The sequence below is a fragment of the Prevotella marseillensis genome (assembly GCF_900625065.1).
Classification (GTDB): domain Bacteria; phylum Bacteroidota; class Bacteroidia; order Bacteroidales; family Bacteroidaceae; genus Prevotella; species Prevotella rara.
The window spans coordinates 1-14,816 of the sequence record NZ_UYXY01000014.1; the positions used below are offsets into that span (position 1 = coordinate 1).

The 14,816-nt window shown below is 47.1% G+C and carries 10 protein-coding genes; 5 read left to right on the forward strand and 5 right to left on the reverse strand.

The annotated features are described in order from the left end of the window. From EJL04_RS16065 to EJL04_RS16075, 3 genes are all read left to right on the forward strand, one after another. On the forward strand, nt 1–3,041 hold a 3,041-nt coding region (locus EJL04_RS16065; protein ID WP_241210035.1), incomplete at its 5' end, for a SusC/RagA family TonB-linked outer membrane protein. A gap of 28 nt (nt 3,042–3,069) precedes the next feature. After that, the gene (locus EJL04_RS16070; protein WP_125105659.1) at nt 3,070–4,659 is read left to right on the forward strand and encodes a RagB/SusD family nutrient uptake outer membrane protein; all 1,590 of its coding nucleotides are present in this window, start codon (nt 3,070–3,072) and stop codon (nt 4,657–4,659) included. Nucleotides 4,660–4,691: 32 nt separating this feature from the next. Next, nucleotides 4,692–6,566 carry a hypothetical protein gene (locus EJL04_RS16075; RefSeq protein WP_125105660.1) on the forward strand — a complete coding sequence of 625 codons (1,875 nt, stop codon included), beginning with the start codon at nt 4,692–4,694 and terminating at the stop codon, nt 6,564–6,566. A 571-nt stretch (nt 6,567–7,137) separates the two neighbouring features. Here the strand turns inward: EJL04_RS16075 and EJL04_RS16080 are convergent. Then, entirely contained in the window at nt 7,138–8,061 is a 924-nt protein-coding gene (locus EJL04_RS16080) for a tyrosine-type recombinase/integrase (protein ID WP_125105661.1), read from the reverse strand. Between the two features lie 55 nt (nt 8,062–8,116). Here EJL04_RS16080 and EJL04_RS16460 point away from each other — a divergent pair, with 55 nt between their 5' ends. Beyond that, nucleotides 8,117–8,290: a hypothetical protein gene (locus EJL04_RS16460; protein WP_164511809.1), complete on the forward strand. Its 174-nt coding sequence runs from the start codon at nt 8,117–8,119 to the stop codon at nt 8,288–8,290. Nucleotides 8,291–8,362: 72 nt separating this feature from the next. Here the strand turns inward: EJL04_RS16460 and EJL04_RS16085 are convergent, their stop codons facing one another. Both EJL04_RS16085 and EJL04_RS16090 read right to left on the reverse strand, forming a co-directional pair. Then, a complete protein-coding gene (locus EJL04_RS16085; protein ID WP_420899311.1) occupies nt 8,363–9,031 on the reverse strand; it encodes a helix-turn-helix transcriptional regulator in 669 nt (222 codons plus the stop codon). Between the two features lie 431 nt (nt 9,032–9,462). Beyond that, complete coding sequence (locus tag EJL04_RS16090) at nt 9,463–10,038, reverse strand: ribonuclease HII (RefSeq protein ID WP_125105663.1); 576 nt, start codon at nt 10,036–10,038, stop codon at nt 9,463–9,465. A gap of 254 nt (nt 10,039–10,292) precedes the next feature. Between EJL04_RS16090 and EJL04_RS16095 the strand changes: the two genes are divergently transcribed. Further along, nucleotides 10,293–10,580, forward strand: coding sequence for a hypothetical protein (locus EJL04_RS16095; RefSeq protein WP_125105664.1), 288 nt, complete (start codon nt 10,293–10,295; stop codon nt 10,578–10,580). A 781-nt stretch (nt 10,581–11,361) separates the two neighbouring features. On the opposite strand, the gene EJL04_RS16100 is transcribed toward EJL04_RS16095, so the two are convergent. Together EJL04_RS16100 and EJL04_RS16105 are read right to left on the reverse strand one after the other, a co-directional pair. Further along, nucleotides 11,362–13,206, reverse strand: coding sequence for an Omp28-related outer membrane protein (locus tag EJL04_RS16100; RefSeq protein ID WP_125105665.1), 1,845 nt, complete (start codon nt 13,204–13,206; stop codon nt 11,362–11,364). A gap of 120 nt (nt 13,207–13,326) precedes the next feature. After that, nucleotides 13,327–14,652, reverse strand: a complete 1,326-nt coding sequence (locus EJL04_RS16105; protein ID WP_164511810.1) for a T9SS type A sorting domain-containing protein — start codon at nt 14,650–14,652, stop codon at nt 13,327–13,329. Nucleotides 14,653–14,816: the final 164 nt, after the last annotated feature.

Below are 14,816 nucleotides of genomic sequence, written 5' to 3' on the forward strand. Positions count from 1 at the left end.
GTGCCGTGACAGACGCTGACGGTAAGTTCTCTATCAGCATGCCCGCAGGGCACAACAAGCTGAAAGTAACCTATGTCGGCATGGTTGATCAAGACGTAACGGTAAAGGGCAACAGCGTACGCGTTGTGCTCGTTCCGGATCAGACCAACCTTGACGAAGTGATGGTCGTTGCTTACGGTACGGCTAAGAAATCAGCCTTCACCGGTTCTGCAGCGGTTGTAAAGTCGGATGACATCGCGAAGATTTCAAGCTCTAACGCAATGTCTGCACTTAGCGGTAAAGTATCTGGTGTGCAGATCAACTCTGCTACAGGTGCTCCTGGTCAGGAGAGCTTCAGCATCCGCATCCGCGGTATCAGCTCTATCAACGCCGGTAACGACCCGCTGATCATAGTAGACGGTGCTCCTTACAACGGAGACATCAACAACCTTAACCAGAACGATATCGCTTCAATGACCGTCCTGAAGGATGCTGCCTCTGCAGCTCTTTACGGTGCGCGTGGTGCCAACGGTGTTGTCATCATCACAACAAAGAACGGCCGCGAGGGTACTTCTTCAATCACTGTTGACGCTAAGTGGGGTGCTAACACACGTGGCGTTGAGTTCTACAATACAGTAGAAAGTCCTGCCGGATATTATGAGGCATACTATCAGTCATTGAAGAACTATCGTACAAATCTCGGCGATGATGCTGCAACAGCTCACAGATGGGCTCTGGACAATATGTTTGCAGGCGGTTATAACCTTGGCTATAACGTTTACACTGTTCCTGAAGGACAGGACTTCATCGGCCCGAACGGAAAACTGAACCCTAACGCAACACTCGGCCGCGTTGTTAACGTTAATGGCACAGAATACCTGCTCTATCCTGATTCATGGCGCGACGCTGCTTATCAGACTGGTGTACGTCAGGAGTATAACGTTACTGCTACAGGAAGCAACGACAAAGGTTCTTTCTATGGTTCTGCAGGTTATCTGAAGAACGAAGGTATCAGTATCGGTTCTGACTATGAGCGTTTCACAGGCCGTCTGAAGGCTGACTACCAGCTCAGACCTTGGCTGAAACTTTCTGGTAACTTCAACTATGCTCACTATAAGGCTAACTCATTGTCTGGAGATGGTGAAAGCACCACTGGCAACGTGTTTATGGTTAAGGATATGGCTCCTATCTATCCTCTGTACATCCGTGACGCAGCAGGCAATATCCTGCAGGATTCTAAGACAGGTCTCGCTATGTACGACTGGGGTGATGGCACTGTAACTGGTATTACACGTCCTGTAATGACAGGTTCTAACCCTATCTTCGCAAATAACTTTGACAAGAATGAGAACGAGGGTAACAGCCTCGACGCTACTGGTACAGCTGAAATCCGTTTCCTCGAGGACTTCAAGTTTACATCAGCTAACACTGTGATGCTCGATGAAACAAGATTTACAAGTACTATGAACCCGTTCTATGGTCAGTTTGCTGCCAACAACGGCTCTGTTCAGAAAAAACATGTACGTACATGGGCTTACAACTACCAGCAGCTCTTGAACTGGCATCACCTGTTCGACAAGCATGATGTAGAGGTTATGCTCGGTCATGAGTACTATCGTACACGTTATTATTATTTGTCAGCATCTAAGAACAATATGTTCTCTGTATTCAACGATGAGTTGGCAGGTGCTGTTAACACAGGTTCTATGAACTCTTACACAACTGACTACAACGTTGAGGGTTGGTTCGGCCGCGTTCAGTACAACTATGACAACAAGTACTTCGGATCACTTTCTTATCGTCGTGATGCTTCTTCACGCTTCCACCCGGATCACCGCTGGGGTAACTTCTGGTCATTAGGTGGTGCATGGATCATCAGCAAGGAAAAATGGTTCAATGCTCCTTGGGTTGACGAGTTGAAGTTCAAGGCTTCTTATGGTGAGCAGGGTAACGACAACATCGGCAGCTACCTCTACACAGATACATACAGCATTGTTCCTTCTGGTGACGGTGCAGGCGTGAAACCTTCTTCAACTAAGGGTAACGAGACTATTACTTGGGAAAAGAACGGTAACTTCAATACAGGTTTCGAATTCTCATTCTTCCGCGGACGTCTTGCCGGTAGCATCGAGTACTTCTATCGTCGTACAAGCGATATGTTGGCATTCTTCGCACTTCCTGCTTCTTCAGGCTGGAGCGGATACTATGACAACGTAGGTAACATGCAGAACATGGGTGCTGAAGTTGAACTCGACGGAACACTGATCCGTACAAAGGACTTCGAGTGGGGACTCAACCTTAACTTCACTGCTTACAAGAACGAAATCACATCTATCGCTGATAAGAACAAGACTCAGACTGTTGAGGGTTCTGAAGGTTATGCAAGCGGTAGCTACTTCTATGGTGAAGGCGAGTCACTCTATACATTCTACATGCCTAAATATGCAGGTGTTGACGAGAACGGTAAGTCTATGTTCTATAAAAACAAGCTGGATGAAAATGGAAACATAATTGGCCGTGAGACAACAACAACTCCGGATGAGGCTACATACTATCTCTGTGGTACAGCTCTTCCATGGGCATACGGAGGTTTCGGAACACGCTTCTCTTACAAAGGCTTCGACCTCGCTGTTGACTTCAACTATCAGCTTGGCGGTCAGATTTACGATTCAGACTATGCCGGCATGATGGGTATCACCAGCAGCGGTAGTGGCCATGCTATCCACGCTGACTTGCTGAACTCTTGGACAGAAGAGAATCCTAATACAAACATACCGAAGCTGGTTATCGACGATACAAGTGCAACAACCACTTCAGACCGCTTCTTGACAAGTGCTTCTTACCTGAGCCTGCAGAACCTCAACTTTGGTTACACATTCCCGACAAAGATGACAAGCAAAATCGGTATAGGCAAGCTTCGTGTTTACCTTACAGCTACAAACTTGTGGTTGTGGTCTAAGCGTCAGGGACTTGACCCACGCCAGAGCATTACTGGTGGTGCTTCTTCTGCATATTACTCTGCAATGCGCACTATTTCAGGTGGTATTTCTGTAACATTCTAAAAACATTTAAAAAAACAAATTGAACATTATGAAAAGATTCATGACAATATGCCTTGGTGCAGCTTTAACTCTGATGACTTCAATGTCATTCACAAGCTGTATCGACGAGGTTGAGCCCACAGATGGTGCGTCAGACGGCCAGGTTACAGGCTCTGAATCAGCGGTGGCGTCATTGGTTAGCGGTCTTAACTCATACGCTACAAATATTTGGAACACATCAAGCTTCCCCGCAAGTTTCGGTTATCCTGCATTGATGATAATCCGTGACATTCAGTCAGGTGAACTTGCTTATGGTGAGAAAGCTAACGGATGTCTGTTCCTTAACTGGCTTGGTGATACCTATGTGTCACGTGAGTATCTGGTAAACCAGTTCTTGTGGTATTATCAGACACAGTATGCTGGCGCTGCTACTAACGCTATTGAAAAGATTGATACTCTTGCCAGCGATGCCAACAAGGGTTACTATGCTGCAGCTCTGGCTTATCGTGCAATGCTTTATATAGATATGGCACGCGAGTATGAGTGGCTGCCCAACGACATCACTCAGGGTGTCAGCCCCGAAGGAAAAGACATCACTGGTCTTACTGTGCCTATCGTTAAGGAGGGCATGACAGAGGAGCAGTGGCAGAACAATCCTCGTGCAAAGAAAGCAGATATGGCTGCCTTCATCCTTGGCGACCTTCAGAAGGCTGCAAGCATGATAGGCTATCTTGACGACGCAAGCAAGACAATGCCTCATCTCGACTGTATCTATGGTTTGATGGCACGTTGCTATATGTGGCTTGAGGATTATCCTAACGCTGAGAAGTATGCACGTCTGGCTATCGACAACTCAACATCTGCACCTGTAACACAGGCACAGGCTCTTAACACAACATCTGGTTTCAACGACCTGAGCCAGTGGATGTGGGGTACACAGTACTACACTGGTTACGTTAACAACCTTTACTGCTGGACAGCAAACATGTGTAACGAAATCAGCTATGGTTACACTGGTACACAGCTCGGATGCTATGTTCAGATTGATGCTAATATGTATAACCGTATCAGCGACGGCGACTGGCGTAAGCTTATGTGGAAAGCTCCTGAAGGAACATCTCTCGACGGCAAGAACCAGTTCATCAGCGCTGAAGTTGGAGCTCAGCTTCCTGGATATGCTTCATTGAAGTTCCGTCCGGGCGGTGGTAGCATCAATGACTACACTGTAGGTAACGTTGTAGGTGTTCCGTTCATGCGTATTGAGGAAATGTACTTCATCGAGGCTGAAGCTGCTGCACACAGCGACCAGGCTAGAGGCAAGGAGCTTCTTGAGTCATTCATGAAGCGTCACCGCAACCCGAACTACACATGCCGCGCTGCTGATGTTATCGACGAAATCGTATTCCAGAAGGCTGTTGAACTTTGGGGTGAAGGTCAGTATTTCTATGATGTTAAGCGTCTGAACAAGACTGTTACAAAGGACTACACCGGAACCAACCATACAGCACCTTATCTGTGGAACACAACAACCCGTCCTTCATGGATGAACTGGCAGATAAGTCGTTTGGAGGAAATGAACAACAGCGGAGTAACTGGATACAACAACCCGACACTCGCAGATCAGCCTTATAAAAAATAATTAAATAAGTAAACAATAAAACAGAAAATATCATGAACAAGATATTCAAACATTCCATGATGCTCCTCTTTTCGGCACTGGCACTCGTGCTGGGCTCATGTACCGAAGAGTTTGAGTACACAGGAGCAACGATCGAAGGAGAGCAGGTGTATTTCAGCAATGCGCTTTCTTCAACCGTGAACCTCGATCCTAATGCCAGTGAAGTGAAAATACCGGTAAACCGCATCCAGCGTACCGGTGAACTCACTGTAAACTTCAATGTAACTACATCTGAAAACTGTGCAGTTAGTGTTCCTTCTTCTGTAACTTTTGCTGACGGCGACTCTGTAGCATATCTGACTGTTACTTACGATCCTCAGACAATACAGATGGGTCACTTTGATGATGTTACTGTAGCTATTGCAGATGCTAACTATACAACTCCTTACGGAAGTTCATCTTATACATTCACTATCGGACTGTCTGAGTGGACTTCAGTCGGTACAGGTCTTTATCGCGATGCAATCTACCCTGGCTTCTATGGCGCAGAGCAGCTGACTTACAACGTAGAGATTCAGGAGAACATCCTGAAACCGGGTTACTACCGTATCGTAACTCCTTACGGACCTGGCACAACATTCTATAACACTTATGTTGCTACAGGTATGATGGCATGGGCTAACAAGGAGAACACAAGCGTAGTTATCAATGCAACAGATCCTAACTTCGTTTATGTAACAGGCGACTTCTATCCTGGTACAGACGACGGTATGGCTTCTCAGGGATATGGTGTAATGCACGTATTCAGTATCGTTGACGAGTATATTAAGGAGGGTAACAGCCTTGAAGATATCAAAGCAAGCGAGCCGGATCTCTTCGGAACTCTGAAAGACGGTATGATCACTCTGCCTCAAGTGTGCCTTTATGTAAACTTCGACGATTCATTCACTCCGCTTGGCTATCTTGGCACAGCAGGTTGGGCATTTGCTCTGCCGGGCAGCGAGTTTACTGACTACTCTTCTTCGTTCACATACACAGGCCGCTTCACAGACGTTGCAGGCAACAACTACGCCCAAGGTACTATCACTCTTGGTGAGGATGTAGCTAATGCAAAATATGTATTGGCTGCTGACGGTGACGATATCAATGCTATTGTTGATGCTATCGCTGACGGTTCTATCGAGGCAAACGGTATCACTGAAAGCGGTGATGTAAGCATCCAGATAGCAGAAGGTGGTAAGTATACAATGGTTATCGTTACATTCGATGCTGAAGGCAACATGAGAAGCAACTCAGCTACAACATTCACATTCAGCACTGGTGGTGGTTCAGGTACAGCTAACTGGCAGCCTGTAACTTCTGGTACATACGACCAGAACTACTTCCCGAACTTCATCACTGACGAGAACAACCAGCCGGTAGGTAACCCGTTCGGTGACGGAACATATTCAACAACTCTCTATGTTGACGGTAACGACCAGACTCACTACAAACTTGAGCCTTGGCTGACACAGGAAGGTAGCCTTGAATTCACTCTCGACGATAGAGGTATCATCTCATTCGATGTCATCGATACAGGCGTAGACTCTCAGACTGGTTACGGTAATGTGCTTGTTGTAAACGCTAACGACATGTTCGCTGATAATCCTAACTATCCGTTCAGCTTCTATGCTGATGGAGGTATCTTCGCATTCGGTATGATGTATTATGTTAACATGAACGGCCAGCAAGGCTGGATGGGTGGTGCAACAGAAACATTCACTCCGTCACAGAGCGGTGCTCCTTCTATGATTAAGATGCCGGCTGCTAAGAAAGGTGTTAAGAGTTATAAGGCTGTCAAGGGTGTTAAGAAAGTGCTCAATGCTAAAGTTGACAGAAGCTATGACTCTAAGTTCTTCAGCAACAGAGGACTGACTATCAAGAAATAATGTGATGAATGCTGTGAGTCAAGTTCTTCACAGTAAGACTTGACAATACTACAGACATCATTAAATAACAAGAAAGGCCCTGCCTGACCAATGTGTCGAGGCAGGGCCTCTTGTTTTTTGATATAATTATAATAATACAAGTATTGTCATTCGGGATAAAATGTTCTCAGATGAGCGAGAAATATAGTGCTATAAATGTTAAGAATTTGTCTGTTTTTAGTATTTGTATCTCATCAGATATGTGCCTTTTCGCCTTTTTGATTCACCCTTTCAGATGGGACAGACGACAGTCTCTCCTCATAAAAACTTATTTATGAGAAGGAAAAAAATATTTTTGCTGACGCATGTTAAATATAAGAATTTACTATTATATTTAATTTAACACATATTAGATTTGGCTTAAAGTTAGCGGCCGTGATAGTCAGTTTACCAAGGCAAATTATGAAATCAATAAATTTAGGGGTTTAATAATATTCTAGTAATCCTTTGGGATTCAGACTGTACGCTTGACATACTAATCAGTTCTGTACGTTGGGTCTGTTGGCATCGGTCTTTGCTGATGCGTCAAGAATTATCTTACAGACTTTAGCATCTTGTCAATGCATTTGCGCTTTTGGCCCATGTCCGGGTGGACATACAGATTAAGCGTCGTGCTTACGCTTGAGTGGCCGAGAATTGAACTTACAGTCTTGTAGTCGCAGTTGCTCTCTATACATCGTGTAGCAAAGGTATGTCTCAGACCGTGGAACTTCATTGCGGGCAAGTTCAGCTTGCTCATGAAGCGTTTGTAGTAGTGACGGTAAATTCGTGGCTCAAGCGGCTTTTCGGTGTTAGTCAATACGAAGTATGTGCTGTTGACAAGACCAATAATCGGCTTCAGCAGCCGTAATAAATCGCCGCTTATGGGTATGTCGCGTATTGAACTGGCTGACTTTGGCGTGCTTATAATGAGCTTTGTGTATTTATGTCCGTCTTCTATGACATAAACCCGCTCAATGGTGCGGCGTATGCAGATGGTCTGAGTCTTTACGGATATGTCGTTCCATTTAAGCGCGCAGATTTCTCCGATGCGCAGTCCGGTGCAAAGACAGATATACAGACCAAGGTTCTTGAACGAGAAATGTGATTTCAGAGATGTCATAAGCTTTCGCTGTTCGTTAATAGTAAGAACCTGAAACTCGTGTCTCTCTGCTGTTGTCGGGAACTTGATGTCCCATTCGCAATGTTCGAGCCATCCTTGCCGTGTCCCATAGGCCACAATCATCTTCAGCACGAGCAGTATGTCTCTCACTGTGCGCTGGCTTAAGCCTGCCTTCAGTTTGTCAAGAACAAATTGCTGAACGTTGCTCTCTTTTACCGAGTGCATGTCGCCAAGCACCGGCAAAATGTGCTTCTCGGCATTGGTTACATAAGTGGCAAACGTCGATTCCTTGACGAGCCTTACTTTCATCTCACGCCATGCGAGATAGACTTCTTTGATAGTTTTTCTTTCCATAATTTATACATTTTAATTGTTTGTCGCTATAAAAGTAATAAATTATGATATTTAGATGGCAGAAATAGCAAAAAAGGATGAATTTCAGATAATGCATTATATGCCTACTTCATCTTATGTGCATCACGCTGATGTGTTTCGCCGTCCCTCAGCTTTCATCCGTCATGAAGTATGGCTACTGAAAGCTGGCCTATGCAAGAAACTTAATGACTTTAAAGTTGCTGTCTGAAACAGTTGGTGATAAACAGCAGACGGGGCAGGGTGCCTATATGTAAATTGACTCGCATTGATGCAGCCCGGTTTATTGCTCCTTATGGGTGTATGACGAAGCCATGGCTGCCACTTTCTGCTGCAGATATGATATGAAACCTTCATCGCCAAGCACCTCAATGTCGTCGAACAGGCCAAGCACAAAGCGTCCTATGCCTGCATAGCTGCACACCGGCAGATCGAGTCTGTGGCGCCCGTCGTTGCATGTGGTCATGTTGGCCTCTGCCGCGGGATATTCTTCGCGGAACACGTTGTAAGACAACTGGCCCAGCAGCATGCTTACGGGCACCATCTTTTCACCGCTGAACATAAATACGTCGGTGTACATCTGCTGATGGCGGTCTTTGTATGCCCACTCCGTGTCGAGCAGCTCTACCTCCTGCATGCGGCTCACTTTGAAGGTCTTGTTAAGCTTCGACGACGGCTCATAGCAGCGCACCTCGTTATTGTTGTTCATCAGCAGGAACGGCTCAACGAGCCTGTCCTTTGTGGTGCGGCTGTGAGGCGATGCATAGCCATGTATCACCACCTGACGCTGCAGCTTTATGGCATCATACAATACGCCGATGTTGTACACCTTCTGCTCTCGCAGCTCGTCGTTGTTTATGATGTCGAAGTCGTAGAAGCGCTCAAGCTTCTTTCTGAGGTTGTCCGCCAGCACGTCGCCTTGTCCGGCCTTGTCCAGCAGGCGCCTTATCATCACCGCCTCCTCTTCCGTTATGGATATCCGCTCTATCAGGCGGTTGAAGAAAGGCGAATTGCGGTCGATGCTGTAGCAGTTGCCGTGCTTGTATACCTTAAATCCGCTGTCGCGGAAAAACTCAAGATAGTAATACAGGTTGCGGCGCGATATGCCGAGCTTCTCGCACAGCCGCTCAATGGTGTATGTGCGGTTTTCGGTGAGCAGCTGCAGCAGATACAGTTCGCGCTCGAGTTTGTCGTGTCGCATAAATTCTTTATTAACGTGATAATTTGCGGCATAAGCGTTGTTGCCTGCCGGTGCGTGTCTTTGGCCCTTACATACGTCATAAGCCGTCAGAACGTGCATAAATGGCTTTTGCCGCTTTCCTTTTGTGCCCTTGTCTGCTTTGTCCTGCGCTTCAGATGCTGATGGCCTACTCAGACGTTTGACTAGAGCAGCCTGAACGTCTTGCGGTGATATGGCGTAATGCCGTGCTCGGCAATGGCCTGGCGGTGCTTCTTCGTGGGATAACCCTTGTTTGATATCCAGTCATACTGCGGATATTCCTCTGCCAGGCGGTCCATGTAGTCGTCACGGTAAGTCTTTGCCAGGATGCTTGCCGCCGCTATCGACATAAACTTGCCGTCGCCCTTTACCACCGTGGTGTAGGGTATGAAGTTGTAAGGTTTAAAGCGGTTGCCGTCTACGATGATGGACTCCGGGCGCACCTTCAGTCCGTCAAGCGCCCTGTGCATGGCCAGGATGCTGGCATTAAGTATGTTAATCTTGTCTATCTCCTCAGGTGTAACCACGCCCACGGCCCATGCTACGGCGTCGCGCTCTATTATCTTGCGCAGCTCGTAGCGCCTGTGCGGCGTAAGCTGTTTCGAGTCGTTCAGGTCGTCGTTCCTGTAGTCTTCGGGCAGAATAACGGCCGCCGCATACACGCTTCCGGCCAGGCATCCGCGCCCGGCCTCGTCGCATCCGGCCTCAATCAATCCTTTGTTCAGCGAACTTTTAAGCATATTTATTTTCAGTTTATTGTTATAAGCCATGTTCCGCAGCCATGTGGCCCGGCCGTCATCTTGCAGTTTGCAGACTGCCATGTTCCGTTCGCAGGGTGCAGATTTTACGCTTATTTAACAGATAACGGCCCGAGTTTGAACTTATTGTGCACAAACAAGCATTTATTTTGCACACGGAAAGCCACACCAAAGCGTGGCACATATATAAAAAACAATATTTACAACGAAACAAAAAACACTTAAAACATACGATTATGGAAAAGCAGATAACACTGGAACAAGCCGGCACTGCATGCGGCAAGATTAATTCGATGATAAAAAAGGCAACCAGTATGCTTAACGCTCCGCTCCGTCTTCTTGGCAGATATTATTCATATGTGATAGAGCGCGATCTGGACATGCGCCAGACAAGGGCCATAACCGAAGCCCAAATGGCATTCTTTGCCACCATACTTCCGGTTGAGATGCCCATACTGCTGCATCTGGCAGCCTGCATATGGTTTATCATGTCGCTGAAGAAATGCCGCTCTCTGCTGAAGTGATGCAGCCTGAGTGTATGTCGGCAGCAGCATGAAAGGGGTTGCATAGCTGAATTAAAGCCGTTCTGTAGCTTGTCAGCACTGTAGCTGCGTGTAGATGTCTTGTTGCCGACAAACAAACCATTGGTTTAGACATAAAAACTCGGCCACTTTTGCATCAAAAGTGGCCGAGTTACGACCCGAAAACAATAGGTTAATGATTTGAAACCAATACGTTATATTTTGCTTTCGGTTTATGTCTTAATCGCTGTCCGGATGATTGTTTTTTAATTATAAAGGCGTGTTTCCCTTTCGATTTTTTTGCCGTTTGAAGCTATGCTTCTTTTGCGGTGTATATGTCGTGTGAGAAATTCATGCAATAAACTTGTTTCTGCCTGCGTCATAGATGTTCAATGATGCTTTCATGCAGCATTGCCCACTGGCTGTATTATGGCTTGCATTATCGGCATTGTAAAATAGTGAAAAAGAAATGCCGCCCTGCGCTGTCGAACCGGCATCGGTCCAGCCTATTGCGCATGGCGGCATATTTGTTTGATGTGTGTGGTTCGTAGTGTTAAGTTGGCGTCCGCGATAATCGCATCTGCAAAGTGTGCCATTTATCTTGTTGTTTAACATGCTCACGCACCATACTGGCGACATTCCTCTGTAGATGCATCTGGCACGCCAACTATTACATCAGGATAGTTGCATGATGTCCGACATAGAGATGCTGCCTGTTGCGGGATTGTATCCGCTGTGGCGAGACTGCTTGTCTTCGTTGATTTTGTTATTCGTCATAACATAATCAGTCGGCCATAAGCTTCATCACCTTCTGTCCGTTGCCGCAGACGATTGTGGCAATGTAATATCCGCGGTCGAGGAAACCGAGGTCGGCAGTGTCGTCTGCTGTGGCAGAGTAGACCTGACGGCCAGACATGTCGCATACGGTGAGGCGGCTGAATCCGTCCTTTACCATGAGTGTGCTGCCGTCCCATGATACGTGCATGGGCTTAGCAATGGCGTTTTCTATTCCTGCAACGCCCTCATAAGGCACCTTTGCTTCTTCTGCGTTTAGCACGCGGCAGTTGTTCTTGTCTTCAGCATCATAGTTGGCCACAAACGCCACCACACTTAATCTGGCCGCATCCCATCCGGTCTGCACCGGAACGGTATAGTCGGCTGTATAGCCTTTTATGTCAATAGGCTCTCCCCATGTCGGCGTTACGCTCTGTCTTGCCATGTGGCGATGGTAATATCCGCCGGATGCACCGCTCTGGTTGGTAGAGTAGACGCTGTCTTCAGAAACAAAGACAAACAGGCGTGGCGATTCTACGTCAGTGTCTATAAGCTGCTCACCCTCAACATGTATGAGTATGTTGCCGTTTTCGTCCGTTTTCACCGTAGGTTCAACCGATACGAATGCCGGTGCGCAGCTCTGTTCGGCATAGAGAGTCTTTAGCTTTGATGCACCAACGCTCACCACAGGCACTCCGTCAGAATAAATGTCGGGATAATTGTCCGACATCTCCGTGCGGTCGAGCATCACGGCAGGAGCGTAGAGTCTGCCTTCCTTGTAGAACCACTCATACTCCTTGCTTGCTGCTATGGTATAGTTGTCCTCGTAGAAACCGGCATGATGGCCCAGCTCTATGATTCTTTCGCATGTGTCGGCAACGGCAGAAATCTGCTTGTGAACGGTAGGACAGTTGGTGCAGCGTTCCGTAGAGAACACCTCGAGCAGCACCTTGCGCTGCGGCATTATGGAGCGGCAGAGCACCTGTTTCGTGCGCGATGTATTGTCAGACGGGTCGAAGTCGGCCTCGCCGTTTACAGCCGATATTTCCACGCTTACCTGTGGCTCGCCTTCAGACAGGATGCGCAGTCCGTTCATCTCGAAGGTGCCTGTGCCGCGCGGCTTCACTTCCGTCACGCTTACCGTCTCTGTGGCAAGGCTGTCGCCAACGTGATAGGTGAACGTGAGGCTCTCAACCGGCACGGAACCAAGATTGATAAAGTCGCCCGAGAAGGCCAGCGGTTCGCCCAGCCGGGCATATCCCGGCATGACAATGTTGCCTAGACTGACGTTGCAGCGCGGCAGATTGTCGCTCTCTACTGTGGCATAAAACGCTGCGCTGAATCCCTCTACGCTCGGCTTCCATTCAGAGCCGTCGGTGCAGATATACTCTTCGCCGTCCACAAGGCTCAGGGCATACGGAATGTTCAGTATGCCTTCTACGAGATAAGACATATAAAACGCCTTGCCGTCTATCCTGAACGGCTTGTCAAGACGCACCTCGTTCCATCCGTATTTTTCAAGGGTGGCTGTCTGTTCATAAAGTGCCTCGCCTCCGTCAAGGCTGCTTCTGATGGCGAAGTGTACGGTAGAAGGCTCCATGATGCTTGACCAAATGTGGAACGATACGATGTCCGTGCCGCTATATGCCTGCATAAGCGTTTCGGGAAAGAATACCGCCGAGCCGCCAGCCGGAGATTCTTTGGCGGCGGGGTAGAAAGACACGGCGTTGCCCTCGCAGTAGCCCAGCTTCATGCTGTTGGCATATATCGTTTGTGTAGCAGCCAGCATCAGTGCCAGCGTTAAGATAATCTTGCTGACGTGGCGCGTTGCTGACGATAAAATATAATTATGCATAAATGTTCATTGTGAATTAACTTGCAGACAAAACTGAAAATGTGACAGGACGCACTGCCTGTCACATTATGTCAAAATGATTTTCAGCCGACATTATATCAGCCTGATGTTAGTGCTGTTTTAGCGTAACACCTTGAATGTCTTAGAACCGCCGTTGTAAGAAACCTTTACAACATAAGTGCCTGAAGGCAGAGATGACAGGTTGAATGCTTCTCCCTGGCCGCCTTTCATTACGAGGTTGCCGCCAACGCCGTATATTTCAGCGCTGTTGTATTCGCCGTTTACGTACAGTGTTCCGCCCTTGCGGTAGTCGATGCTTACATCGCTCTTTACAGCCTCAGGCTTAGATATGCCGGTAGTTCCTTTTGAAACAATCATAGCTGGGCAGTTTACAACACCGAAACCAATGTCTATAGTCTCGCCGCCGGCGAGAACCTTTCCGTCAGTGCTGCAGTCGAGAAGTGAATACATGCCGCCTGCCGGAACAGCCTGTGCCTCGCCGTTCTCGTCATAGGCAACAGACGGACCGAATTTATATCCGCCTCCTGCGCAAGTAACCAACTGGTCGAAATATACGATGCTGCCGTCGGCCTTTACGCTAAAGTATTTGTACACGTCAGAGTCGTCAAGGAAGTAGCCGTACATGTTTCCTTCTGCATCGATGCTGCAAAGTATTCCTCCGTCGAATGTATTTGTTTCAGGGTCGTCGCAGCTGAACACGTTGTATAGCTTGCCGTCTTTGATGTATGCAGGATTCTGTCCGCCGTTTTCAGCAGTATTGACACCTACAACGGTGTTGCCGTCTTCACTGATGTCGTACACATAGAAGGTGTTTATTCCGAGGTCGTCATAAACCTTCTTTATTTCGTTGTTCTCCCATACGACAGGCAGCAAATAGACTTTCTCAATGCCGAAGTATTCGTCAATCTCACCTGTTGATACATAAACCTGTCCGGCCATATATTTTCCGTCAGATGAAACGGCGCGTACGCAGTTGAGTGTGCGCGTTGAGCTGAACTCGTTCGACTGGTCAGAAGAATAATTCTCAGGTACAGGCAATAGTTTCCATCCTACGTCAGGCGTAAATGTTGCAGGCCATTGTCTTACATAAGTCTCGCCTGTCAGCAGCGAGTCAACGCTACCTGCCATAAGTCCGTCGTTGGTTACGTCGTTAAGAGTTGAATATCCTCTGGAATAATCCCAGGCCATATTGATGACGTCTGGTGCGTCGGCATTCCAGTAGTAGCTCGTCATCGAAATCAAATCGTCCACGCCAACGGCATATTTGCCATTGTTTGACACATGATTAAATACACCGCAAACCGGTGTTTCATAGCCTTCGATTATGAAAACTGCATCGTTAAAGTTGTAAAGGGTTGCCTCTTCTTGGGCTGATGCACCGCAAGCTAAACTTGCCATTGCAGCTAAAAGTAATAGTTTTTTCATACGCACTTTAGTTTGGTTTTTAATTTGCATAGATTTATCAATACTTAGTTAATTTTTAGTTTAGAGACTCATTTATAATATATTACGTCATATATACAGCACCTCTGACAGGAACTTGTACACCTGTCAGACAACCATAAACAACGAATCTTAAAATAGATGGG